This is a genomic window from Enterobacter sp. BNK-16 (assembly GCF_048684955.1).
Classification (GTDB): Bacteria; Pseudomonadota; Gammaproteobacteria; order Enterobacterales; family Enterobacteriaceae; genus Enterobacter; species Enterobacter bugandensis.
In genome coordinates this window covers 3,103,120-3,124,731 of sequence record NZ_JBLQTQ010000001.1, presented here as the reverse complement: position 1 = coordinate 3,124,731, position 21,612 = coordinate 3,103,120, and the positions used below count along the sequence as shown (strand labels likewise).

The window sequence follows — 21,612 nt, the reverse complement described above, 5'->3', positions numbered from 1 at the left end:
TTGTCTGGTCAGTCGCGAGACTGTAGCTCGTGAATGTTTTGCTCAAGGCGCGCAATGAGGCTGATGAGCATTTCCAGCTCCGTCGGTGAAACCCCTGAAAGGATTTCACCGCGCGTTTTGGTGATCACCGCTTCCATTTCAGTGATGATAGGCGCCGCTTTCTCCGTCAGCTTAATGCGCTTGGCGCGACGATCGCTGGCGCAGGTTTGCCGGGAGATCAGTCCCTTCTCTTCCAGTTGGTCAAGCGTGCGCACCAGCGACGGTTGCTCAATGCCTATCGCTTTAGCCAGTTGAATTTGCGACTGGTCGGGCGGCAGCTGATGAATGTTGTGCAACGTGACCCAATGCGTCTGCGTCAGTTCCAGAGGTTTCAGGCGATGGTCAATCAGAGCACGCCAGACGCGTACCAACCTTGCCAGATCAGAACCTAATGGCGATTCCAATTTCATCTCCTTATAATTAGCTTGCTAAGTTATTATACTGATTTTAGAATAGTGTGCAGCATTTGTATTGGCAAAACAAATGCAATACTGCATTCATCGGACTCAAAAGTATGACTTACACTGAATTATGATGCTTCTTCATACTCAGACAAGCCAACGCGGCATTCTGTTCACTGCAAAGGATTTCTGCCTGTGATCTTTTTTCATCGCTCAGAAGGTTTACCCCTTCAGGACCTGATCTTCGGTGCGTCAGTCTACTTTCCTCCCCTGTTTAAAGCCGTGCTGGTGGGCTTTGTTCTCTGGCTCATCGCGCATCGCCTGCTTCGCGACTGGATGTACTCCGGCGAAATCTGGCACCCCATGCTGATGGATCTCTCCCTGTTTGCCCTCTCCGTATGCCTGGGCCTTGCTGTTCTGATCGTGTGGTGAATATGCCTCTGAAAACGCTGAAGTACTTTTCCACCCTGTTCGTTCTTGTCCTCGCCCTGGCTGCTGGATGGTGGTTGTGGAATTATTATATGCAGTCCCCCTGGACCCGTGACGGCAAAGTTCGCGCTGAGCAGGTCAGCATCACCCCCCAGGTGTCGGGAAGTATCACAACGCTGCTGGTTAAGGATAATCAGTACGTTAAAAAGGGAGAGGTGTTATTCCGCATCGACGACACCCCGTATCACATTGCGATTCTGAACGCCCAGGCGCAGCTGGCAAAAGCCCAGTCTGACCTTGCAAAGGCCAATAATGAGGCCAATCGCCGCCGTCACCTGTCGAAAAACTACATCTCCGCGGAAGATTTAGATACCGCCAATATCAACGTCAAGGCCATGCAGGCGAGCGTCAACGTGGCTGAGGCCACGCTGAAGCAGGCGCAGTGGGAATTAACCCAAACCGTGGTCACCGCACCCGTCGACGGATGGGTGACCAACCTCTCCGCCCGGGTGGGAAATTATGCCACCGCCGGTCAGCCAGTTTTTGCTCTCGTCGACAGCCACTCGTTCTACGTCGTGGGCTATTTCGAAGAGACCAAGCTTCGTCATATACGTGAAGGCGCACCCGCCGCCATAACGCTGTATAGTGGCCCGAAAAAGTTACAGGGTCACGTTTCCAGCATTGGCCGCGCCATTTACGATCAAAGCGTTGAAACGGATTCCGGGCTGGTGCCGGACATCAAGCCGAACGTACCGTGGGTGCGCCTGGCTCAACGCGTGCCTGTGCGCGTGGAGTTTGACCGTTTACCGGAGGACATCACGCTGGTTTCCGGCACCACCTGCACTGTCTCTATCGGAACCCGTTAATGAACCTGCAGGCGCTCTCCTGGCAAAACACGCCGTGGATGAAAGCGACGCGCCCCCAGTGGCGCTACGCGCTGCGTAACGGCATTGCCATGTGCCTGGCGCTGACTGTCGCCTATTATCTGAACCTGGATGAACCCTACTGGGCGATGACCTCCGCGGCGGTGGTAAGCTTCCCCACCGTTGGCGGGGTGATCAGCAAAAGCCTTGGCCGTATCGCAGGTAGCCTGCTGGGCGCCACCGCGGCGTTAATTATCGCGGGCCACACGCTGAACGATCCATGGCTGTTCCTGCTGAGCATGGCGGCATGGCTGGGTTGCTGTACCTGGGCCTGCGCCCATTTCACCAATAACGTGGCCTATGCTTTCCAGCTGGCGGGCTATACCGCCGCCATTATCGCCTTCCCGGTCGTCAACGTGCTCGACACCACCGAGCTATGGGATATCGCACAGGCGCGCGTCTGCGAAGTCATTGTCGGGATCCTCTGCGGCGGATTTATGATGATGATCCTGCCCAGCACCTCTGACGGCACTGCGCTTATCACTGCGCTGAAAACCATGCATACCCGGCTGCTGGAACATGCGAGCCTGCTGTGGCAACCGGATACAAGCGATGACATCCGCCTCGCGCATGAAAAGGTTATCGGGCAGATCCTGACCATGAATCTGTTGCGAATTCAGGCGTTCTGGAGCCATTACCGGTTTCGCCGTCAGAACACGCTGCTTAACTATTTGCTGCACCAGCAGCTGCGCATGACCAGCGCTATCTCCAGCCTGCGCCGAATGCTGCTCAACTGGCCGACACCGCCAGAAAACACCCGCGCGGTAATCGAAACCCTGCTCGCGGCACTCGCGCGACCGGATGCGGACATCTATACCGTCGCGAAGATCATCGCCCCGCTCGCCCCGGTGGATGAGTTTGATTATCGCCATCGCGCCTTCTGGCAGCGGCTGAATTACTTTTGTCGGCTATACCTGCGCAGCAGCCGCTGGATTAAGGCGGTAGAGAATGCTACCCCGGTCACGGAGTTCGCCGTTCCCGGCAGCCCGGCTCTCGCACGTCACACCGATTATCTGGAAGCGCTGTGGAGCGGTTTTCGCACCTTCAGCGCACTGATGCTGGTGGGGGCGTGGAGCATTACCACGCAGTGGGAATCAGGCTCGGCGGCGTTAACGCTTGCCGCTATCAGCTGCGTGCTTTACTCCGTCGCGGCCTCGCCGTTTAACTCGCTTACGCTGCTGCTGCGAACGCTTGTTTTGCTATCACTGTTCAGTTTTGTGGTGAAGTTTGGCCTTATGGTGCAGATAAGCGATCTCTGGCAGTTTCTGCTGTTCCTGTTTCCGCTGCTAACGACGATGCAGCTCCTTAAGCTGCAAATGCCGAAACTGGCGGGTCTGTGGGGGCAGCTGATTGTCTTTATGGGCTCGTTTATCTCCGTGACGAATCCGCCGGTGTATGATTACGCCGCTTTTCTGAATGACAACCTGGCAAAGATTCTTGGCGTCGGGCTGGCGTGGCTGGCCTTCGCGGTGTTACGTCCCGGCTCTGACGCACGCAAAAGCCGTCGACATATCCGTGAATTGCGCAGAGGGTTTGTCGACCAGCTCAGCCGCAAACCGCATCTGCAAGAAAGCGAGTATGAATCGCTGGTTTATCACCACGTTAGCCAGTTAAATAACAGCCAGGACGCGCTGTCCCGACGCTGGCTGCTGCGCTGGGGGGTGGTGCTGTTGAACTGCTCGCACGTGGTCTGGCAGCTTCGCGCATGGGAAACGCGCTCCGATCCGCTGTCGCAGGTACGTGATGTGTGTATCTCTCTGCTACGCGATGTGATGAGCGAGCGTGGCGTTCAGCAGCGGCCTCTGGAGGCCACGCTGGCTGAACTGCAGCGGATCTGCGACACCCTTGCCCGGCATCATCTTCCCGCAGCCCGCGATTTGGCCTCGATAATCTGGCGCCTGCACTGCTCGCTTTCGCAGCTGGAACAGGCGCCCCCACCGGGAACGATTGGGGATCAGATTACGCCGCAGGCATAGCGCGCCCCGCCGCCGCCAAGCGGTTTAGGCTGATCGGACATGTTATCGCCGCCCACATGGATCATCAGCGCTTTGCCTTTGACCTCATCCAGCTTTTTCAGCCGCGGCGCCACGACCGGATCCGTGGCTTTACCGTCATTGTTTACCACCAGCACCGGCAAGTCGCCCAGGTGTCCCATACCATCAGGCCCTTCATGTTTACCTGAATTCTGCGGGTCAAGGTGGCCCCCTGCTGCTTCCGCTGCCGACGGTTTACCCTCTTTCATGGCTGGCTGACAGCTCCCTTTGGCATGAACATGGAAGCCGTGTTCGCCCGGCGGGAGTGCTTTAAGATCGGGTGCGAATTCCAGCCCTTTATCGGTCTCGGTGATTTTCACCGTCCCGATGGACTGACCCACACCCTGTGAGGTGACAAGATTCATTTCTACTTCGTCGCTGGCTGCCTGCGCCCCTGCGCAAACAACCAGCGTGACCAATGCCAGAGTAAAACGCTTCATATGACCTCCGCTGGTTATTTTTTGCCCCTTAAGTGTATACCAGGGGCACAGATTTCACCGGAAAGTCACCTTCTGGCGGTTTATGGCACGTCGTAGCCCAGCGCGGCTTTGCGGATGCGGAACCACTGCTGGCGGGTCATCTGCAGCTCTTCGGCGGCCAGCGCGGAACGGACGCGTTCAATTTTCCCGGAGCCAATAATCGGCAGCGGTTTTGACGGCAGACGCAGGATCCAGGCGTAAACCACCTGCTCTATGCTCTGGGCGTTCAGCTCGCGGGCGATGGTTTCCAGCTCATTGCGCAGCGGCAGGAACGCATCATCATTAAACAGGCGTCCACCGCCGAGGCACGACCAGGCCATCGGGCGAATGCGCAGCTGCTGCAGCTGGTCGAGCGTACCATCCAGCAGCAGCGGCTGATGCACCGGGGAGATCTCAACCTGGTTAGTGGCGAGCGTAAACGGCAGACGAGACTGAAGCAGCGCAAACTGGGCCGGGGTAAAGTTGGAGACGCCGAAGTGACGCACCTTCCCACTCTGATGCAGACTCAGGAAGGCTTCCGCCACCTCGTCGGCATCCATGAGCGGGTCCGGACGGTGAATCAGCAGCAGGTCGATACGATCGGTTGCCAGATTGACCAGCGACTGCTCGGCGCTCTTGATGATATGGGCGCTGTCGGTGATGTAGTGGCCGAGGGCATGCTCCGGTTTGGCCGTGGTGGCAATACCGCATTTGGTAACGATCTCCATGCGCTCCCGGAGTGCCGGAACCAGCTTGAGCGCCTCGCCAAAGGCGGCTTCACACTGATAGCCACCGTAAATATCCGCATGATCGACTGTTGTTACCCCTAAATCGATATGCTCTTCAATAAAGCTTGCCAGCTGGAGGGGGGACATATTCCAGTCCATCAGGCGCCAGTAGCCCATCACAAAACGGGAGAATTCTGGCCCCTGGGGGGCAAGGGTAATACGCTGAACCATAACATTTTCCTCAAGGACGTGATGTCATGAGTATACGCAATTACCGCATTAAAACAGTGAAGGTTGCTGGGGTTCTTCGGTCTCAGAGGCTTTGTTTGCGCGGATTTTGCGCAGAAGTCGCTGTCTGCAGAGGCGCAGCACATCCTGCTTTTGCGTGTCGCTGAAGTTTTGCCAGTTAAAACGCTCGTCACGGGTACGCATGCACCCTCGGCAATAACCGCGTTCATCTGACTGACAAATCCCCCGGCACGGGCTCTGGATGGGGAAAAACTCCAGTTGCTCTGCCACACTCACCTCCGGTTAACCTCTCTCACCTACAGTGAAGACGCTAAAAGCGCCGCGTGCAAGGGCTTTACCACAGTTTTGTGGCATTAAGGTTTCACTAATCTTCCCTCTTTATACTCGCCACATCATGACAATGACAGGTTTTACGATCGATGTGGTTAAGTAAAAAGTTACAATGTAACGATATAAAATTTACTCTGGGCTGTGCACTCTTTTTTACTCTGCTTAACGGGCTGTTTATCCAGCGCAGCTGGGCCATTATTGCCCCTGCGCATCTGCACGATATTCTCTTCGCCGCATCCGTGCCGGTTGTGCTGTTTTGTGGCTGGGTCATTGTATTTAGCCTGCTCAATATCCCGTATATCCGTAAGCCGCTGATGATCGTCTTAACTGTCGGGTGCGCTGCGGCAACTTACTTTATGTTTACCTACGGCGCGGTCATCGATCAGAACATGATTGTGAACGTGTTCGAAACTAACTCCCAGGAAGCCACCGCGCTGGTGACCCCGCAGATGATTCTGTGGATTGTCATAGCCGGTCTTGTTCCATCCCTGATGCTGGCGCTGACCCGCATTCGTACCGGCAAATGGTGGTACGCCCTGCTGACGCGTGTTGCCGCGATGCTCGGTGCCCTGCTGGTGATTATTCTTATCGCCGCAGTGTTTTATAAAGATTACGCGTCGCTGTTCCGCAATAACAAAAGCATCGTCAAAATGGTCACTCCGGCGAACTACGTCAGCGCCGTGGTGAAATACAGCAAGATGCGCTGGTTTGCCGGCGATCAAACGCTGGTGCGGATTGGCGAAGATGCGCACAAAGGCGCGCTGATTACGGGTCAGCAGAAGAAAACCGTTCTGGTGCTGGTCATCGGCGAAGCGTCGCGCGCGGCGAACTACTCCCTCAATGGCTACGAGCGTGAAACCAACCCCGAGCTGAAAAAGCAGGATGTGATTAACTTCCCGCAGGCCTCCTCGTGCGGCACTGAAACCGCCGTATCCGTTCCGTGCATGTTCTCCGGTATGACGCGCAGCAAATACGATGCCGACCTGGCGCACCATCAGGAAGGGCTGCTCGACGTACTCAACCATGCGGGTATCAACCTCCTGTGGCGCGACAACGACGGTGGCTGTAAAGGTGCCTGCGATCGTATTCCCCATACCGACATGACGCAGTGGAAGCTGGATCAGTTCTGCAAAGACCAGTCCTGTATTGATGACGTGAATTTCTACCGCCTGGACAACGTGCTGGACGGTCTGAAGCAGGACACGGTGCTGGTTATCCACCTGATGGGCAGCCACGGCCCGGCGTACTATCGCCGTTACCCGGATAATTTCCGTAAATTCACCCCCACCTGCGACACCAACGAAATTCAGGATTGCGACCATCAGGCGCTGATGAACACCTATGACAATACCATTCTGTATACCGACAGCATGGTCAGCAAAACCATTGATGCGCTGAAAGCCCGTCAGGCGAACATGAACACCGCGCTGATTTACCTCTCGGATCACGGGGAATCGCTCGGTGAAAGCGGTATTTATCTGCACGGCACGCCGTACATGCTGGCGCCGGAGCAGCAGACGCACATTCCGTTTATGTTCTGGCTGTCCCCGGACTATGCGAAAAACTTTGGCATCAACGCGCAGTGTTTACGCGACCACGCAGCAAAAAATGCGGTTTCGCAGGACAATTTATTCTCGACGGTGCTGGGCATGATGGACGTTAAATCAAGCGTTTATCAGCAACAGTTGGACATTCTGAATGCGTGTCGCCGGTAACAGCGCTTGCATTAGACCGAACGGTCTATTAGAGTGAATCCATGAGCAGAAATACTGAACACGACACGCGCGAACATCTCCTGGCGACCGGCGAGCGGCTGTGCATGCACCGCGGCTTCACCGGTATGGGGTTGAGCGAGCTATTAAAAACCGCTGAGGTACCGAAAGGGTCGTTCTATCACTACTTTCGGTCCAAAGAGGCCTTTGGCGTGGCGATGCTGGAGCGGCACTATACTGCTTACCACCAGCGCCTCGCGACCCACTTCGCCACGGGGGAAGGTAACTATCGGGATCGTGTTCTGAACTACTACCAGGAAACGCTGAACCAGTTCTGTCAGCAAGGCATTATCAGCGGATGCCTGACGGTTAAACTCTCTGCCGAAGTGTGCGATCTCTCAGAAGATATGCGCACTGCAATGGATAAAGGCGCCAGCGGCGTTATCGCCCTGCTGGCGCAGGCGCTGGCGAAGGGGCGCCAAGAAAATACGCTCGCCTTCCCCGGGGATCCCTTAACGCAGGCTCAGGTGCTCTACTCCCTCTGGTTAGGCGCCAACCTGCAGGCTAAAATTTCTCGCAGTGCCGTGCCGCTCGAAAGCGCGCTGGCACATGTGATAAGTACGATTACTGCGCCTGGCGCTTAGCAGGCGTTTTTATTTACGTTATTACTAGTCGACTGGTCTACTCAGGAGTCGTTATGTCAGCTGAAAAATTATTTACCCCCTTAAAAGTGGGTGCCGTCACCGCGCCAAACCGCGTGTTTATGGCTCCGCTTACCCGTCTGCGCAGCATTGAGCCGGGTGATATCCCAACCCCACTGATGGGTGAATACTATCGTCAGCGCGCCAGCTCTGGCCTGATCATCACTGAAGCCACGCAGATTTCTGCTCAGGCCAAGGGATATGCGGGTGCGCCGGGGCTGCACAGCCCGGAGCAGATCGCCGCATGGCAGAAAATCACCGCGGGTGTTCACGCTGAAGACGGTCGCATTGCGGTCCAGCTGTGGCATACCGGTCGTATCTCCCACAGCAGCATTCAGCCTGGCGGTCAGGCGCCGGTTTCAGCGTCTGCCCTGAACGCGAACACCCGCACCTCCCTGCGCGATGAAAACGGCAACGCGATCCGCGTCGACACCTCTACGCCACGCGCGCTGGAGCTGGATGAGATCCCGGGTATCGTGAACGATTTCCGTCAGGCCGTGGCCAACGCCCGCGAAGCCGGTTTTGACCTGGTTGAACTGCACTCCGCTCACGGTTACCTGCTGCACCAGTTCCTGTCACCGTCGTCTAACCATCGCACCGACCAGTACGGCGGCAGCGTCGAAAACCGCGCCCGCCTGGTGCTGGAAGTGGTTGACGCCGTTTGTCAGGAGTGGAGCCCGGACCGCATCGGTATCCGCGTCTCCCCAATCGGTACGTTCCAGAACGTCGACAACGGTCCGAATGAAGAAGCGGACGCGCTGTATCTGATTGAAGAGCTGGCGAAGCGCGGCATTGCCTATCTGCACATGTCCGAGCCGGACTGGGCCGGCGGTAAGCCTTATACGGAAGCCTTCCGTCAGAAAGTGCGCGAGCGCTTCCACGGGGTGATCATCGGTGCGGGTGCTTATACCCCTGAGAAAGCCGAGGATCTGATTAATAAAGGGCTGATCGACGCCGTGGCGTTTGGCCGCGACTATATTGCCAACCCGGATCTGGTTGCTCGACTGCAGCAGAAAGCGGCCCTGAACCCGCAGCGTCCTGAGAGCTTCTACGGCGGCGGCGCGGAAGGCTACACCGACTACCCTTCTCTGTAATCTCGCCATTGTTCATTGATAGCGGCGACACTTCGCCGCTATACTAAAACATCGTTTCTGTTCAAAAAAATAGTCTATTCCATTGGTTAATGAGGAAATTATGCGCCTACTTCACACCATGCTGCGCGTTGGCGATCTGCAACGTTCTATCGATTTCTACACTAACGTCCTGGGCATGAAGCTGCTGCGCACCAGCGAAAACCCGGAATACAAATACTCGCTGGCGTTCGTGGGTTACGGCCCGGAAACGGATGAAGCGGTCATTGAACTGACCTACAACTGGGGCGTGGACAGCTATGAGCTGGGCACCGCCTACGGCCATATCGCGCTGGAAGTGGATAACGCGGCCGAGGCGTGTGAACGCATTCGCAGCAACGGCGGTAACGTCACGCGCGAAGCCGGCCCGGTAAAAGGCGGCACCACCGTTATTGCCTTTGTAGAAGATCCGGACGGTTACAAGATCGAGCTGATTGAAGCCAAAGACGCGGGTCGCGGTCTGGGCAACTGATCCCTCAGGGCGCAACATGCGCCCGTAGTTTTACTGCATCACCCTGCAAAATTTGCCATAATGCGCACTGCTTTTTCCCCTTGTAAGAGACCCTGATGTCCGATAACGCTCAATTTAGCGGTCTGTGCGACCGTTTTCGTGGTTTTTATCCCGTTGTCATTGATGTAGAAACAGCCGGATTTAACGCTAAAACCGATGCGCTGCTCGAAATTGCCGCCATCACGCTGAAGATGGATGAACAGGGCTGGCTTACACCGGACACCACGCTGCATTTCCACATTGAACCTTTCGAAGGGGCAAACTTACAGCCGGAGGCGCTGGCGTTTAACGGTATCGATCCGCATAACCCGCTGCGTGGTGCAATCAGTGAATATGATGCGCTGCACGCCATATTTAAAATGGTGCGTAAAGGCATGAAAGAGAGCAACTGCAGCCGCGCCATCATGGTAGCCCATAACGCCACCTTCGATCACAGCTTTACCATGGCAGCAGCCGAACGCGCGTCGCTCAAACGCAACCCTTTCCACCCGTTCGTGACCTTCGACACCGCCGCGCTAAGCGGCCTGGCACTGGGACAAACGGTTTTATCCAAAGCCTGCATTACGGCGGGTATACCGTTTGACGGTACCCAGGCGCACTCCGCCTTATACGATACGGAGCGCACCGCAGAGCTGTTCTGTGAGATCGTCAACCGCTGGAAGCGTCTGGGCGGCTGGCCGCTGCCGATGGGCGACAGTGAAGAATAAAAAAAAGCGACCTCTTCAGGTCGCTTTTTTATTAACGCAGAAAATTATTCAGCGTCCGGCTCTTCCGTTTTGTACTTCGCCGCCGTCTCTTTGATCAGCTGCTGCAGTTCGCCGCGCTGATACATCTCAATCAGGATATCGCAGCCGCCCACCAGCTCGCCGTCTACCCACAGCTGCGGGAAGGTCGGCCAGTTAGCGTATTTTGGCAGCTCAGCGCGGATGTCCGGGTTCTGCAGGATATCAACGTAAGCAAAACGCTCACCACAGGCTGACAGCGCCTGAACCGCTTGCGCGGAGAAGCCGCAGCTTGGCAGCTTCGGAGAACCTTTCATATACAGCAGAATCGGGTTTTCAGCGATCTGGCGCTGGATTTTTTCAATAGTGGTGCTCATGTCTTGCTTCCTTTAACTTCTGTTACGGCAGTAGTCTGACATTGTAGCGGGTCAGGCTGGCATCGGAAAATAACATTTTCGTCACGTTTATATATTTTACCCCGACTCCACAAAAGTTGCATTGCAAATGGTGTTTACCCCTTCGCCCGTCAGGGTTTTGCTTAGGGAGTGAACAATTGTGCGTCAGAACGATGAATTTTTTTGCACTTGCTAACGAAACACGTTTTTAGATTGAAAAATGCTATTAACTTCTCGGGTTTTTATAGATTAGAATCGACGGGCTTTGTAAATCACACGCGGGTATTATTGATGACCTGCATATATCAGGGGACTGCCCAGTGGCGCGGATAACTAAAATCTCGATCACGCTCTGTGCTTTACTGTTTACATCACTCACGTTAACGCCAGCGGCAAACGCCTCTCAGCAGGCGCGGCAATCTGCTGTACAAAAAAGCCATCTGGTGAAAGCAACAGAACGTAAGAAAAAAACCAGCAGCAAGAACGACAAGAAAAAAACCACCGCTCAGACTAAACAAACCGCTTCCAGCAAGACGAAAACAAAATCTTCCCGCACTACCCGCACCGCCAAAAATAAAGCTTCGCAGACCGCCGCTAATCTCGTTACAGAAAAATGCATTACCCGTAAAGGCCATAAAGCCAAATGCACGAAGGTAACAAAGCTGGCGGATGTGCATAAAGTGCGTGTGCAAAAAGCGCAAAAAACCGCGATGAATAAACTGATGGGGCAGATTGGCAAACCTTATCGCTGGGGCGGCAGTTCGCCGCGCACCGGTTTCGACTGCAGCGGCCTCGTCTATTACGCCTATAAAGATCTGGTTAAATTCCGTATTCCACGTACCGCCAATGAGATGTATCACCTGCGCGATGCGTCACCGGTTAACCGGGGTGAGCTGGAAAACGGCGACCTGGTCTTCTTCCGCACGCAGGGTCGCGGTACGGCTGACCACGTGGGCGTCTACGTCGGCAACGGGAAATTCATCCAGTCTCCGCGCAGCGGTCAGGACATTCAGATCACCTCGCTCAGCGAAGATTACTGGGTACGTCATTACGTCGGCGCGCGTCGCGTCATGACGCCAAAAACCATTCGTTAATCCCTGCCCTGCCGCATCTGCGGCAGGGTAAGTTCCTCTTTTGCATACCCTTTCAATTTGCTATCCTGTCCTTGTTGTCTGTAGGGTTATTGGCAACACAAAATACAATAAGGAGAGAAGCAATGTCGTTCGAATTACCTGCACTACCGTATGCAAAAGACGCCCTGGCACCGCACATTTCAGCGGAAACCCTGGAATACCACTACGGCAAGCATCATCAGACGTACGTCACTAACCTGAACAACCTCATCAAGGGCACCGATTTTGAAGGCAAAACGCTGGAAGAGATCGTTCGCAGTTCAGAGGGTGGCGTTTTTAACAACGCGGCTCAAGTGTGGAACCACACTTTCTACTGGCACTGCCTGGCACCGAATGCCGGTGGCGAACCTGCCGGTGAACTGGCAGCCGCCATCAACGCCGCCTTTGGCAGCTTTGCAGAGTTTAAAGCGAAGTTTACCGATGCCGCCATCAAGAACTTCGGTTCTGGCTGGACGTGGCTGGTAAAAGAGGCGGATGGCAAACTGGCTATCGTGTCCACGTCTAACGCGGGTACCCCGCTGACCACCAGCGCTACGCCGCTAATGACCGTGGACGTGTGGGAACATGCTTACTACATTGATTACCGCAATGCGCGCCCGAACTACCTGGAGCACTTCTGGGCTCTGGTTAACTGGGACTTTGTCGCGAAGAACTTCGCCGCGTAAGAGACACGCAGAAGGGGTAACCCTTCTGCGTTTTTGCTTATTCAGCCGTGCAAACCGCTTCAGGCTGTTTACGGCCGGACATCATCACCAGCAGCAGGCCGAGCGCGGCAATAATCGCCCCCATCACCGGCACAAAACTGTACCCCAGACCGCCTGAAATCACGGCGCCTCCGGCGGCGGCGCCCAGCGCATTGCCGAGATTGAATGCCCCGATATTCACGGAAGACGAGAGACCCGGCGCCTCATGGGCGACACGCATCACGCGCATCTGCAGCGGCGGCACCACGGCAAAGGTGGCAGCGCCCCAGACAACCATCGCAATCGCCGCGCCGAATTCATTCTGCGCCAGCCACGGGATCGCGACCATAATGACAATCAGCAGGGTTAAAAAGCCCTTCAGCGTGCCGCTCACGGAACGGTCGGCAAATTTCCCGCCGAGATAGTTGCCAATCGAGAAGCCCACGCCAATCAGCACCAGCATCGCGGTAACAAAGAGTGGCGTTGCGTGGGTAATGTCGTGTAAGACCGGCGAGATATAGGTATAGAGGGTAAACATCGCCCCTGCCCCGAGCACGGTGGTCAGCAGCGCGGAGAGCACCTGCGGGCGCACCAGCACCGACAGCTCTCTGCGTACGTCAGGGCGTTCACCCGCGCTGCCTTTTGGCAGGGAGAAGAACAGCGCCACCATCGCGACCACGCCCAGTCCGGCCGTCGCCAGGAAGGACATCCGCCAGCCAATGACCTCGCCCAGCCAGGTTGCCGCAGGAACACCGCCGATGTTAGCGATGGTCAGCCCCATAAACATGGTCGCCACGGCGCTGGCCTGCTTGTGTTTTGGCACCACGCTTGCGGCCACGACCGAGCCCAGACCAAAGAAGGCACCGTGGTTGAGGCTGGTCAGAATGCGCGACAGCATCAGAGTGGTGTAATCCGGCGAAATGGCCGAAAGCACGTTGCCCAGGGTGAAAATCGCCATCAGGAAAATCAGCGCATTGCGGCGCGCACGGTGCGAAAGCAGAAGCGTCATCAGCGGCGCCCCCACCATCACGCCGATGGCGTAGGCGCTGATTAACATCCCGGCGGCCGGGATCGAGACGTCCACGCCCCGGGCGATAACGGGCAGTAACCCCATCGGGGAGAATTCAGTGGTGCCAATCCCAAAAGCGCCAATCGCCAGGGCCAGCAGGGGAAAATTGATTTTCATGCGTCAACTCCGGATGCCGTGTCATGTGGTGACACAGAACAAAGAAGCGGAAAGCATGACATCAATCACAAAAAATGAGAAGTTAACAAAATGGCAAAAGATTTTTGCCAGAGAAGTAACAATCGGAGCGTTCGGGAGGGAGAAGGCTCTCCCCCCGCGTAAATCAATGCAGCGCAGCCGTCAGGCCAGCCGCCACAATCAGCGCCAGCACAATAACGGTGGTGAACAGCGAAAACTTCAGATCGGAACTCATCAATTTTTCTCCTTTTAATCCCCCCACGAAAAGTGAGCTTGCTCATTTTTGCACAGTTTACGTCAAAAATCTTCCTGGATTTAAGCTGATAAACACTTTACCTCTTCCCCTTTTCATCAAGATAGGCCAAAATTCCACGCTAAATTTATTAGCGTACCGGCCATTGACCCCCTCCTGACGTCCCGTGTCGTTTTCCCGGCGTGCCGCAATTCGAAATTGCGTGATAAGGGTGAGAGAAGGCAAACGTTTACCTTCAAGTTTTTCAGGAGTTTAGGATATGGTCTGGAGTAACATTTAATGGCAACAATTAAAGACGTAGCAAAACGCGCAAACGTTTCCACTACAACCGTATCACATGTAATTAACAAAACCCGTTTTGTGGCGGAAGAGACGCGCAACGCCGTCTGGGCAGCGATCAAAGAGCTGCACTACTCGCCAAGCGCGGTTGCGCGCAGCCTCAAGGTTAATCACACCAAGTCTATTGGTCTGCTGGCGACCAGCAGCGAAGCGGCCTATTTTGCCGAGATCATTGAAGCGGTAGAAAAAAACTGCTTCCAGAAAGGCTATACCCTGATTCTCGGCAACGCCTGGAACAGCATTGAAAAACAGCGCGCCTACCTGTCGATGATGGCGCAAAAGCGCGTGGACGGCCTGCTGGTGATGTGTTCTGAGTACCCGGAATCCGTGCTGTCGATGCTGGAAGAGTATCGCCATATCCCTATGGTGGTGATGGACTGGGGCGAAGCGCGCGCCGACTTCACCGACTCCGTTATCGATAACGCCTTCGAAGGCGGTTACATGGCGGGCCGTTATCTGATCGAACGCGGCCACCGCGAGATTGGCGTGATCCCGGGTCCGCTGGAACGCAACACCGGTGCGGGCCGCCTGGCTGGTTTTATGAAAGCGATGGAAGAAGCGCTAATCACCGTGCCGGAAAACTGGATCGTGCAGGGCGACTTTGAGCCGGAATCAGGCTACCGCGCGATGCAGCAGATCGTCTCCCAGCCTCACCGTCCAACCGCCGTCTTCTGCGGGGGCGATATCATGGCGATGGGCGCCCTCTGTGCAGCCGACGAGCTGGGTCTGCGCGTTCCGCAGGACATCTCCGTGATCGGGTATGACAACGTGCGCAACGCGCGCTTCTTCACGCCAGCGTTGACCACCATTCACCAGCCGAAAGATTCGCTGGGTGAAACCGCCTTCAATATGCTGCTGGACAGGATCGTCAACAAGCGTGAAGAGTCGCAGTCGATTGAAGTTCACCCTCGCCTCATCGAACGCCGTTCCGTTGCGGATGGCCCGTTCCGCGACTACCGTCGTTAATTTCATTGCGGAGCCAGTCAGTCTGGCTCCCGCAGCCACTCCCGGTTAAGCGTTTCGCTGTCCCCCAGATAGTCCAGCAGCCAGGCCATCGCCGGCGAGACATCATTTTGTTGCCAGGTGAGGCAGCAGGCCGCATCCGGAAACGGATTCTCCAGCGTCAGCTCAACCCACTCACCGGTGTCGATTCGCGGACGTGCAAAATGGGCGGGCACCATGCCTACGCAGAGCCCGGCGCTGAGGCACGTCGCCGACGATCCCCAGTCAGGGGCGACAACCCGCCGCTGGTTGTCCAGCAGCCAGGTAATTCGCTTCGGCAGCGAGCGGGAGGTATCTTCCAGCACCAGCGACGGCCAGCTGCGCAGCGTATCGTCGCTCAGCGGCCCTTCCGTCGCCGCCAGGGGATGATCGCTTGCCACCACGCATTTCCAGTTCAGCATCCCCATATCGCGGAAGGCGTAACGTCCCCCGACCGGGATCGCCTGGGTTGCGCCAATCGCCATCTCTACCCTGCCATCCGCCAGCGCATCCCAGACGCCGTTGAATACCTCCTGCGAGACCCGCAGTTCTACGTCAGAGAAATGCCGATAAAAATCGACAATCATCTGCCGGGTGCGCTCGGGCTTAACGATGTTATCCACCGCAATGGAAAGGTGGCCCCGCCAGCCGTTCGCGATCTGCTGGCACTGCTCGCGGGTGATCTGCATTTTTTTGATAACAGAACGCCCTTCCTTTAAAAACCACGCCCCTGCGGGCGTTAATTCCACATCACGATGCCGCCGTTCAAACAGCGGTACCGCCAGCCACTCCTCAAGCTGTCGCACCGTATAGCTGATGGCCGAAGGGACGCGGTGCAACTCCTGCGCCGCTCCGCTAAAGCTGCCGTTACGCGCGACAGCATCGACCACTTCAAGAGAATAATCTGACCACATTTTCTGCCTGCAAAAAATTTGAATGCACCCGCCAAATATTAGCGTTTCACAAGCCGCTTTGCACTCCCTACACTCTGCGCCAACGTACACCTGCCTCCTCAGGAGAATAAAAGAATGCAACCCAGGAAAGGATTTTTAGTCTGGCTCGGCGGCTTAAGCGTGCTGGGCTTTTTGGCCACCGACATGTACCTGCCGGCGTTTGCCGCGATGCAGGAAGACCTGCAAACTCCTGCCGCGGCCATCAGCGCCAGCCTGAGCCTGTTCCTTGCCGGTTTTGCTTTCGCACAGCTGCTCTGGGGACCGCTCTCGGATCGCTTCGGTCGTAAACCGGTGCTGCTGCTGGGGCTGGCCATTTTTGCCGTGGGCTGCCTGGGGATGCTATGGGTGCGCGATGCTACCTGGCTGCTGGTGCTGCGGTTTGTTCAGGCGGTCGGCGTCTGTGCCGCGGCCGTGACCTGGCAGGCGCTGGTCACCGACTACTACCCCGCGAACCGCACTAACCGTATTTTCGCCACCATCATGCCGCTGGTGGGGCTCTCACCGGCCCTCGCCCCGCTGCTGGGAAGCTGGATCCTCGCGCACTTTGACTGGCAGGCCATCTTTGCCACGCTGTTTGCCATCACGCTGGTGCTGATGCTGCCGGCGTTCGCCCTCAAGCCCGCGCATAAAAAAGAGGCGCACGCAGACGCGAAGCCGATTACCTTCACCTCCCTGCTGAGCGCGAAAGCGTATCGCGGCAACGTTCTGATCTATGCCGCCTGCTCGGCGAGCTTCTTCGCGTGGCTGACCGGTTCGCCTTTTATTCTGCACGATATGGGCTATAGCCCTGCGGCCATTGGCCTGAGCTACGTTCCGCAGACCATCGCGTTCCTGGTGGGCGGGTACGGCTGTCGTGCGGCGCTGCAAAAATGGGAAGGCCAGCAGATGCTGCCGTGGCTGCTGGTGCTCTATGCGCTGAGCGTCATCGGCACCTGGGCCGTTGGGTTTATTCCGGGCGCGGGTCTGGCCGAAATATTGATTCCATTCTGCGTGATGGCCATCGCGAACGGGGCGATCTACCCTATCGTTGTGGCGCAGGCGCTGCGTCCGTTCCCGCAAGCGACAGGCCGCGCGGCTGCGCTGCAGAACACCCTGCAGCTGGGGCTGTGCTTCCTGGCAAGCCTGGTGGTCTCCGCGCTGATTGCCACGCCGCTGCTGACGACAACCAGCGTGATGCTGGCTACCGTTGCGCTGGCCGTCATAGGCTATCGCATGCAGGCTTCCGCGCAGGATGAGAACACTCAGGTAGAAACCTCGCATGCCTAATCGCGCCAGAAACTATGTTAATTTTCAGTGATTAGGTTGCTAAGAATTTTCTATTGAATCACCAAATTTTGAGGCCTATACTAAATTTGGTTCGATTAAATACGATAAATATTATGTGTTAACGGGAGCCGGAGTGCTCCCGTTTTACCATGGAAGGCATTTCGGCAAGGGTTATCTCCCTTCCTCTGTTCTACGTCGGATACTAGCCTCGCGGTATTTACCGTGAGATTTCTCACAAACCAAAAAAGCGTCTACGCTGTTTTAAGGTTCTGATCACAGTAGGGTGATGGAGAAGCTATGAGTTCATCGTGTATAGAAGAAGTCAGCGTTCCGGACGATAACTGGTCCCGGATCGTCAGTGAACTGTTAGGTCGGGCAGGCATCACTATCAACGGATCATCCCCATCGGATCCTCAGGTTAAACATCCCGATTTTTTTAAACGCGTGTTGCGCGAGGGGTCGCTAGGCCTGGGGGAAAGCTATATGGACGGCTGGTGGGAATGCGAACGGCTGGATACTTTTTTCGCCAGCGTGCTGCGTGCTGGTCTGGAAAAACAGCTCCCCCGTAATCTTAAAGACACCCTGCGTGTCGCCTCTGCCCGTCTCTTTAACCTGCAAAGTAAAAAGCGTGCCTGGATCGTCGGCAAAGAGCATTACGATCTCGGCAACGATCTGTTCAGCCGCATGCTGGACCCCTTCATGCAATACTCCTGCGCCTACTGGAAAGAGGCGTCGACGCTTGAAGAGGCTCAGCAGGCCAAGCTGCGCCTGATTAGCGAGAAATTGCAGTTGCAGCCCGGTATGCGCGTGCTGGATATCGGCTGCGGCTGGGGCGGGCTGGCGTATTTTATGGCGAAGCACTACGGCGTCAGCGTGGTCGGCGTCACCATTTCCGCTGAACAGCAAAAAATGGCGCAGGAGCGGTGCCTGGGGCTTGATGTGGATATCCGCCTGCAGGATTACCGGGATCTGAACGAACAGTTTGACCGGGTCGTTTCCGTGGGCATGTTTGAGCACGTCGGGCCGAAAAACTACGACACCTATTTCGAGGTGGTGGACCGTAATCTGAAACCGGACGGTATTTTCCTGCTGCACACCATCGGCTCTAAGCGGACCGACAATAACGTTGACCCGTGGATCAACAAATACATCTTTCCGAATGGCTGTTTACCGTCCGTACGCCAGATTGCCAACGCCAGCGAATCCCATTTCGTGATGGAAGACTGGCATAACTTCGGCGCGGATTACGACACCACGTTAATGGCGTGGCATGCACGTTTTCAGGAAGCCTGGCCTGAAATTGCGGACAACTATTCTGAACGATTCAAGCGGATGTTTAGCTATTATCTGAATGCCTGCGCGGGGGCGTTTCGCGCGCGAGATATTCAGCTCTGGCAGGTTGTTTTCAGCCGTGGGATTGAACACGGCTTGCGGGTCGCACGCTAGAAAAATAACCCCGGCCAGCCGGGGTTATTTTTTATTCTTCTTCTACAGCTTTAATTATTGCGGCTTCTTTTGCGGCCAGCACGCGCTCAACGGTATCTACAACCGCCTGGGTTTGCGGATCGATTTCGATATTCACGCGATGCCCCAGTTTTTTCGAACCCAGCGTGGTGCGCTGCAGCGTCTCGGGAATTAAATGCACGCAAAAACGCGTCGGAGTAACTTCTCCCACCGTCAGACTAATCCCATCAATGCCAATAAACCCTTTATAGAGGATGTATTTCATTAATGAGGGGTCCTGCACTTTAAACCAGATTTGACGGTTATTTTCTGATGTAACGATTTTCGCCACTTCGGCGGTGGTCATGATGTGCCCGGACATCAGATGGCCGCCAATCTCGTCGCTGAACTTCGCCGCGCGCTCAACGTTGACGGTGTCCCCCACCACCAGCTCGCCCAGGTTAGTAATACGCAGCGTCTCTTTCATTAAATCAAAGCTAATCTGGTTACCATTAATTTCGGTGACGGTCAGGCAGCAGCCGTTATGGGCAACCGAGGCGCCGGTTTCGATGCCGTCGAGCATATATTCCGGCAGCTCTACAACATGAGTACGAAAATTAGGTTTTTCATCAATGGACACCACTTTGGCGGTGCCCTGCACAATACCAGTAAACATGCTTACAACTCCTGTTTTTTCCGGACGGTGGTGACACCGTTTAATCCCACCACAATAACAGTTGGAAAAACAGGTTGCCAGCGGAGCGCATTTTCTGGCGATTTTTTCACTAGATAAATAGCTAAAGCCCGCTACAATAGCTGGCACCCCCCTGCATTTTCTTCTTGCTGCCCGTTTCGGCGGCTTTTTTAGTCTCTCATATAACTACAAAATAAAGGTGTTCACGTGCAGAAGTACATGAATGAAGCGCGCCAGCTATTGGCACTGGCTATACCAGTGATCGTCGCGCAGGTGGCCCAGACCGCAATGGGATTTGTGGATACGGTAATGGCGGGTGGCTACAGCGCCACCGATATGGCGGCCGTTGCCATCGGCACGTCAATCTGGCTGCCGGCCATCCTGTTCGGCCACGGTCTGCTGCTCGCCCTCACCCCGGTTATCGCTCAGCTTAATGGCTCGGGTCGTCGCGAGCGTATTGCCCATCAGGTCCGCCAGGGTTTCTGGCTGGCAGGGTTTGTCTCTGTTCTGATTATGGTCGTGCTCTGGAACGCGGGTCATATCATCCGCGCCATGCACAATATTGACCCGGCGCTGGCAGACAAAGCCGTGGGCTATCTGCGCGCCCTGCTCTGGGGTGCGCCCGGCTACCTCTTTTTCCAGGTCGCCCGTAACCAGTGTGAAGGGCTGGCGAAAACCAAGCCCGGCATGGTGATGGGCTTTATCGGCCTGCTGGTTAATATTCCGGTGAACTACATCTTTATCTACGGCCATTTTGGAATGCCGGAGCTGGGCGGCGTCGGCTGTGGCGTGGCGACGGCTGCGGTTTACTGGGTAATGTTCTTCAGTATGATCGCTTATGTGAAACGCGCCCGTTCAATGCGCGATATTCGTAACGAGAACAGATTCAGCACGCCGGACTGGAGCATCATGACGCGCCTGGTGCAGCTAGGCTTGCCGATTGCGCTGGCCCTGTTCTTTGAGGTGACGCTCTTTGCCGTGGTTGCCCTGCTGGTCTCCCCGCTGGGGATTGTTAACGTGGCCGGACACCAGATTGCGCTCAACTTCAGCTCCCTGATGTTCGTCCTGCCGATGTCGCTGGCGGCGGCGGTGACGATTCGTGTCGGCTTCCGCCTGGGACAGGGCTCCACCCTGGATGCGCAAACGGCCGCGCGCACCGGGCTGGGCGTCGGTGTTTGCATGGCCATCTGTACGGCGCTGTTTACGGTGGCGCTGCGCGAGCAGATCGCCCTGCTCTATAACGACAACCCGGACGTGGTGGCGCTGGCTTCGCACCTGATGCTGTTGGCTGCGGTGTATCAGATTTCTGACTCCATCCAGGTGATTGGCAGCGGCGTATTGCGCGGATATAAAGACACGCGTTCGATCTTCTTTATTACCTTTATCGCCTATTGGGTGCTGGGTCTGCCTACTGGCTACGTGTTGGCGCTGACCGATCTGGTCGTTGATCGCATGGGGCCAGCCGGATTCTGGATGGGCTTTATCATCGGACTGACGTCGGCGGCGATCATGATGATGATGCGCATGCGCTTCCTGCAGCGCCAGCCGTCAACGGTAATTTTGCAGCGCGCTGCGCGTTAACTACGCAGTAGCCGCCAGCTGGCGGCTACTTTCTCTTCACTTTGCGCGGTAATGAAGCAATCGCGTGAAATCAGAGAGAAAAATGCGTTTTCCCTCTTGCCTCCTTGATGCTGTGCCGCTAATATTCGTCCCCGTTGTCACCGACAACACGTTGCGTTCATAGCTCAGTTGGTTAGAGCACCACCTTGACATGGTGGGGGTCGTTGGTTCGAGTCCAATTGAACGCACCATTCTGCGTCCGTAGCTCAGTTGGTTAGAGCACCACCTTGACATGGTGGGGGTCGGTGGTTCGAGTCCACTCGGACGCACCATTTCAGTCCT

At 55.9% G+C, this 21,612-nt stretch carries 23 protein-coding genes and 2 tRNA genes; 16 read left to right on the top strand and 9 right to left on the bottom strand.

Going from position 1 to position 21,612, the window contains the following annotated elements:
* Positions 1-8: 8 nt before the first annotated feature.
* A complete protein-coding gene (gene slyA, locus ACMGGH_RS15035) occupies positions 9-449 on the bottom strand; it encodes a transcriptional regulator SlyA (RefSeq protein WP_028012904.1) in 441 nt (146 codons plus the stop codon).
* Positions 450-635: 186 nt separating this feature from the next.
* On the opposite strand from slyA, the gene ACMGGH_RS15030 reads away from it, so the two are divergent.
* The 3 genes from ACMGGH_RS15030 to ACMGGH_RS15020 are packed head-to-tail and all read left to right on the top strand — an operon-like array spanning position 636 to position 3,768.
* The gene (locus tag ACMGGH_RS15030) at positions 636-872 is read left to right on the top strand and encodes a DUF1656 domain-containing protein (protein ID WP_028012903.1); all 237 of its coding nucleotides are present in this window, start codon (positions 636-638) and stop codon (positions 870-872) included.
* Positions 873-874: 2 nt separating this feature from the next.
* Complete coding sequence (locus tag ACMGGH_RS15025; RefSeq protein ID WP_232948153.1) at positions 875-1,735, top strand: HlyD family secretion protein; 861 nt, start codon at positions 875-877, stop codon at positions 1,733-1,735.
* On the top strand, positions 1,735-3,768 hold the full coding sequence (locus ACMGGH_RS15020; RefSeq protein ID WP_126326110.1) for an FUSC family protein: 2,034 nt from the start codon (positions 1,735-1,737) through the stop codon (positions 3,766-3,768). The genes ACMGGH_RS15025 and ACMGGH_RS15020 overlap by 1 nt, the downstream gene beginning before the upstream one ends.
* Here the strand turns inward: ACMGGH_RS15020 and sodC are convergent.
* From sodC to ACMGGH_RS15005, 3 genes are all read right to left on the bottom strand, one after another.
* On the bottom strand, positions 3,747-4,265 hold the full coding sequence (gene sodC / locus ACMGGH_RS15015) for a superoxide dismutase [Cu-Zn] SodC (RefSeq protein ID WP_045630184.1): 519 nt from the start codon (positions 4,263-4,265) through the stop codon (positions 3,747-3,749). The two genes, ACMGGH_RS15020 and sodC, sit on opposite strands and share 22 nt — an antisense overlap.
* Before the next feature lie 80 nt (positions 4,266-4,345).
* Positions 4,346-5,242, bottom strand: coding sequence for an aldo/keto reductase (locus ACMGGH_RS15010; protein ID WP_069732381.1), 897 nt, complete (start codon positions 5,240-5,242; stop codon positions 4,346-4,348).
* Positions 5,243-5,290: 48 nt separating this feature from the next.
* On the bottom strand, positions 5,291-5,530 hold the full coding sequence (locus ACMGGH_RS15005; protein WP_028012898.1) for a DUF1289 domain-containing protein: 240 nt from the start codon (positions 5,528-5,530) through the stop codon (positions 5,291-5,293).
* Between the two features lie 149 nt (positions 5,531-5,679).
* On the opposite strand from ACMGGH_RS15005, the gene eptA reads away from it, so the two are divergent.
* The 5 genes from eptA to rnt all read left to right on the top strand — a co-directional run bounded on the left by eptA (position 5,680) and on the right by rnt (position 10,351).
* Complete coding sequence (gene eptA / locus ACMGGH_RS15000; RefSeq protein WP_232948152.1) at positions 5,680-7,305, top strand: phosphoethanolamine transferase EptA; 1,626 nt, start codon at positions 5,680-5,682, stop codon at positions 7,303-7,305.
* Between the two features lie 41 nt (positions 7,306-7,346).
* Positions 7,347-7,946 (top strand): TetR/AcrR family transcriptional regulator, encoded by a 600-nt coding sequence (locus ACMGGH_RS14995; RefSeq protein ID WP_232948151.1) that lies wholly within the window; start codon positions 7,347-7,349, stop codon positions 7,944-7,946.
* A 53-nt stretch (positions 7,947-7,999) separates the two neighbouring features.
* A complete protein-coding gene (locus tag ACMGGH_RS14990) occupies positions 8,000-9,097 on the top strand; it encodes an alkene reductase (RefSeq protein WP_028012895.1) in 1,098 nt (365 codons plus the stop codon).
* A gap of 100 nt (positions 9,098-9,197) precedes the next feature.
* A complete protein-coding gene (gene gloA / locus ACMGGH_RS14985) occupies positions 9,198-9,605 on the top strand; it encodes a lactoylglutathione lyase (protein ID WP_013096923.1) in 408 nt (135 codons plus the stop codon).
* Between the two features lie 95 nt (positions 9,606-9,700).
* Entirely contained in the window at positions 9,701-10,351 is a 651-nt protein-coding gene (rnt, locus tag ACMGGH_RS14980) for a ribonuclease T (RefSeq protein ID WP_232948150.1), read from the top strand.
* 44 nt (positions 10,352-10,395) lie between these two features.
* On the opposite strand, the gene grxD is transcribed toward rnt, so the two are convergent.
* The gene (gene grxD, locus ACMGGH_RS14975) at positions 10,396-10,743 is read right to left on the bottom strand and encodes a monothiol glutaredoxin 4 (protein ID WP_003832760.1); all 348 of its coding nucleotides are present in this window, start codon (positions 10,741-10,743) and stop codon (positions 10,396-10,398) included.
* A 338-nt stretch (positions 10,744-11,081) separates the two neighbouring features.
* Here grxD and ACMGGH_RS14970 point away from each other — a divergent pair, with 338 nt between their 5' ends.
* Together ACMGGH_RS14970 and sodB are read left to right on the top strand one after the other, a co-directional pair.
* On the top strand, positions 11,082-11,855 hold the full coding sequence (locus ACMGGH_RS14970) for a C40 family peptidase (protein ID WP_028012893.1): 774 nt from the start codon (positions 11,082-11,084) through the stop codon (positions 11,853-11,855).
* Positions 11,856-11,977: 122 nt separating this feature from the next.
* Positions 11,978-12,559: a superoxide dismutase [Fe] gene (gene sodB, locus ACMGGH_RS14965; protein WP_028012892.1), complete on the top strand. Its 582-nt coding sequence runs from the start codon at positions 11,978-11,980 to the stop codon at positions 12,557-12,559.
* Between the two features lie 37 nt (positions 12,560-12,596).
* Here sodB and ACMGGH_RS14960 read toward each other — a convergent pair whose 3' ends face one another.
* Positions 12,597-13,763 (bottom strand): MFS transporter, encoded by a 1,167-nt coding sequence (locus ACMGGH_RS14960; RefSeq protein WP_045261503.1) that lies wholly within the window; start codon positions 13,761-13,763, stop codon positions 12,597-12,599.
* 163 nt (positions 13,764-13,926) lie between these two features.
* Positions 13,927-14,016 (bottom strand): YnhF family membrane protein, encoded by a 90-nt coding sequence (locus tag ACMGGH_RS14955; protein WP_020688313.1) that lies wholly within the window; start codon positions 14,014-14,016, stop codon positions 13,927-13,929.
* 297 nt (positions 14,017-14,313) lie between these two features.
* On the opposite strand from ACMGGH_RS14955, the gene purR reads away from it, so the two are divergent.
* Complete coding sequence (purR, locus tag ACMGGH_RS14950; RefSeq protein ID WP_008500597.1) at positions 14,314-15,339, top strand: HTH-type transcriptional repressor PurR; 1,026 nt, start codon at positions 14,314-14,316, stop codon at positions 15,337-15,339.
* A gap of 17 nt (positions 15,340-15,356) precedes the next feature.
* Here the strand turns inward: purR and punR are convergent, their stop codons facing one another.
* The gene (gene punR / locus ACMGGH_RS14945) at positions 15,357-16,268 is read right to left on the bottom strand and encodes a DNA-binding transcriptional activator PunR (RefSeq protein ID WP_420299131.1); all 912 of its coding nucleotides are present in this window, start codon (positions 16,266-16,268) and stop codon (positions 15,357-15,359) included.
* 114 nt (positions 16,269-16,382) lie between these two features.
* Between punR and punC the strand changes: the two genes are divergently transcribed.
* Both punC and cfa read left to right on the top strand, forming a co-directional pair.
* Positions 16,383-17,573: a purine nucleoside transporter PunC gene (punC, locus tag ACMGGH_RS14940; RefSeq protein ID WP_232948149.1), complete on the top strand. Its 1,191-nt coding sequence runs from the start codon at positions 16,383-16,385 to the stop codon at positions 17,571-17,573.
* Positions 17,574-17,870: 297 nt separating this feature from the next.
* Positions 17,871-19,019 carry a cyclopropane fatty acyl phospholipid synthase gene (cfa, locus tag ACMGGH_RS14935; RefSeq protein WP_028012888.1) on the top strand — a complete coding sequence of 383 codons (1,149 nt, stop codon included), beginning with the start codon at positions 17,871-17,873 and terminating at the stop codon, positions 19,017-19,019.
* 31 nt (positions 19,020-19,050) lie between these two features.
* Here the strand turns inward: cfa and ACMGGH_RS14930 are convergent, their stop codons facing one another.
* Positions 19,051-19,692 (bottom strand): riboflavin synthase, encoded by a 642-nt coding sequence (locus tag ACMGGH_RS14930; RefSeq protein WP_028012887.1) that lies wholly within the window; start codon positions 19,690-19,692, stop codon positions 19,051-19,053.
* Between the two features lie 225 nt (positions 19,693-19,917).
* On the opposite strand from ACMGGH_RS14930, the gene mdtK reads away from it, so the two are divergent.
* The 3 genes from mdtK (at position 19,918) to ACMGGH_RS14915 (ending at position 21,602) form a co-directional block, all read left to right on the top strand.
* Complete coding sequence (mdtK, locus tag ACMGGH_RS14925) at positions 19,918-21,291, top strand: MdtK family multidrug efflux MATE transporter (protein ID WP_049138896.1); 1,374 nt, start codon at positions 19,918-19,920, stop codon at positions 21,289-21,291.
* Positions 21,292-21,444: 153 nt separating this feature from the next.
* Positions 21,445-21,521: transfer RNA gene (locus tag ACMGGH_RS14920), tRNA-Val, on the top strand.
* A 4-nt stretch (positions 21,522-21,525) separates the two neighbouring features.
* Positions 21,526-21,602, top strand: a tRNA-Val gene (locus ACMGGH_RS14915).
* Positions 21,603-21,612 lie beyond the last annotated feature (10 nt).

Bases quoted from the DNA above. Each gene is read 5' to 3' on its own strand.
- slyA (WP_028012904.1), bottom strand. From the start codon at position 449: ATGAAATTGGAATCGCCATTAGGTTCTGATCTGGCAAGGTTGGTACGC.
- ACMGGH_RS15025 (WP_232948153.1), top strand. From the start codon at position 875: ATGCCTCTGAAAACGCTGAAGTACTTTTCCACCCTGTTCGTTCTTGTC.
- ACMGGH_RS15020 (WP_126326110.1), top strand. From the start codon at position 1,735: ATGAACCTGCAGGCGCTCTCCTGGCAAAACACGCCGTGGATGAAAGCG.
- sodC (WP_045630184.1), bottom strand. From the start codon at position 4,265: ATGAAGCGTTTTACTCTGGCATTGGTCACGCTGGTTGTTTGCGCAGGG.
- ACMGGH_RS15010 (WP_069732381.1), bottom strand. From the start codon at position 5,242: ATGGTTCAGCGTATTACCCTTGCCCCCCAGGGGCCAGAATTCTCCCGT.
- eptA (WP_232948152.1), top strand. From the start codon at position 5,680: ATGTGGTTAAGTAAAAAGTTACAATGTAACGATATAAAATTTACTCTG.
- ACMGGH_RS14995 (WP_232948151.1), top strand. From the start codon at position 7,347: ATGAGCAGAAATACTGAACACGACACGCGCGAACATCTCCTGGCGACC.
- ACMGGH_RS14990 (WP_028012895.1), top strand. From the start codon at position 8,000: ATGTCAGCTGAAAAATTATTTACCCCCTTAAAAGTGGGTGCCGTCACC.
- gloA (WP_013096923.1), top strand. From the start codon at position 9,198: ATGCGCCTACTTCACACCATGCTGCGCGTTGGCGATCTGCAACGTTCT.
- rnt (WP_232948150.1), top strand. From the start codon at position 9,701: ATGTCCGATAACGCTCAATTTAGCGGTCTGTGCGACCGTTTTCGTGGT.
- grxD (WP_003832760.1), bottom strand. From the start codon at position 10,743: ATGAGCACCACTATTGAAAAAATCCAGCGCCAGATCGCTGAAAACCCG.
- sodB (WP_028012892.1), top strand. From the start codon at position 11,978: ATGTCGTTCGAATTACCTGCACTACCGTATGCAAAAGACGCCCTGGCA.
- ACMGGH_RS14960 (WP_045261503.1), bottom strand. From the start codon at position 13,763: ATGAAAATCAATTTTCCCCTGCTGGCCCTGGCGATTGGCGCTTTTGGG.
- ACMGGH_RS14955 (WP_020688313.1), bottom strand. From the start codon at position 14,016: ATGAGTTCCGATCTGAAGTTTTCGCTGTTCACCACCGTTATTGTGCTG.
- purR (WP_008500597.1), top strand. From the start codon at position 14,314: ATGGCAACAATTAAAGACGTAGCAAAACGCGCAAACGTTTCCACTACA.
- punR (WP_420299131.1), bottom strand. From the start codon at position 16,268: ATGTGGTCAGATTATTCTCTTGAAGTGGTCGATGCTGTCGCGCGTAAC.
- punC (WP_232948149.1), top strand. From the start codon at position 16,383: ATGCAACCCAGGAAAGGATTTTTAGTCTGGCTCGGCGGCTTAAGCGTG.
- cfa (WP_028012888.1), top strand. From the start codon at position 17,871: ATGAGTTCATCGTGTATAGAAGAAGTCAGCGTTCCGGACGATAACTGG.
- ACMGGH_RS14930 (WP_028012887.1), bottom strand. From the start codon at position 19,692: ATGTTTACTGGTATTGTGCAGGGCACCGCCAAAGTGGTGTCCATTGAT.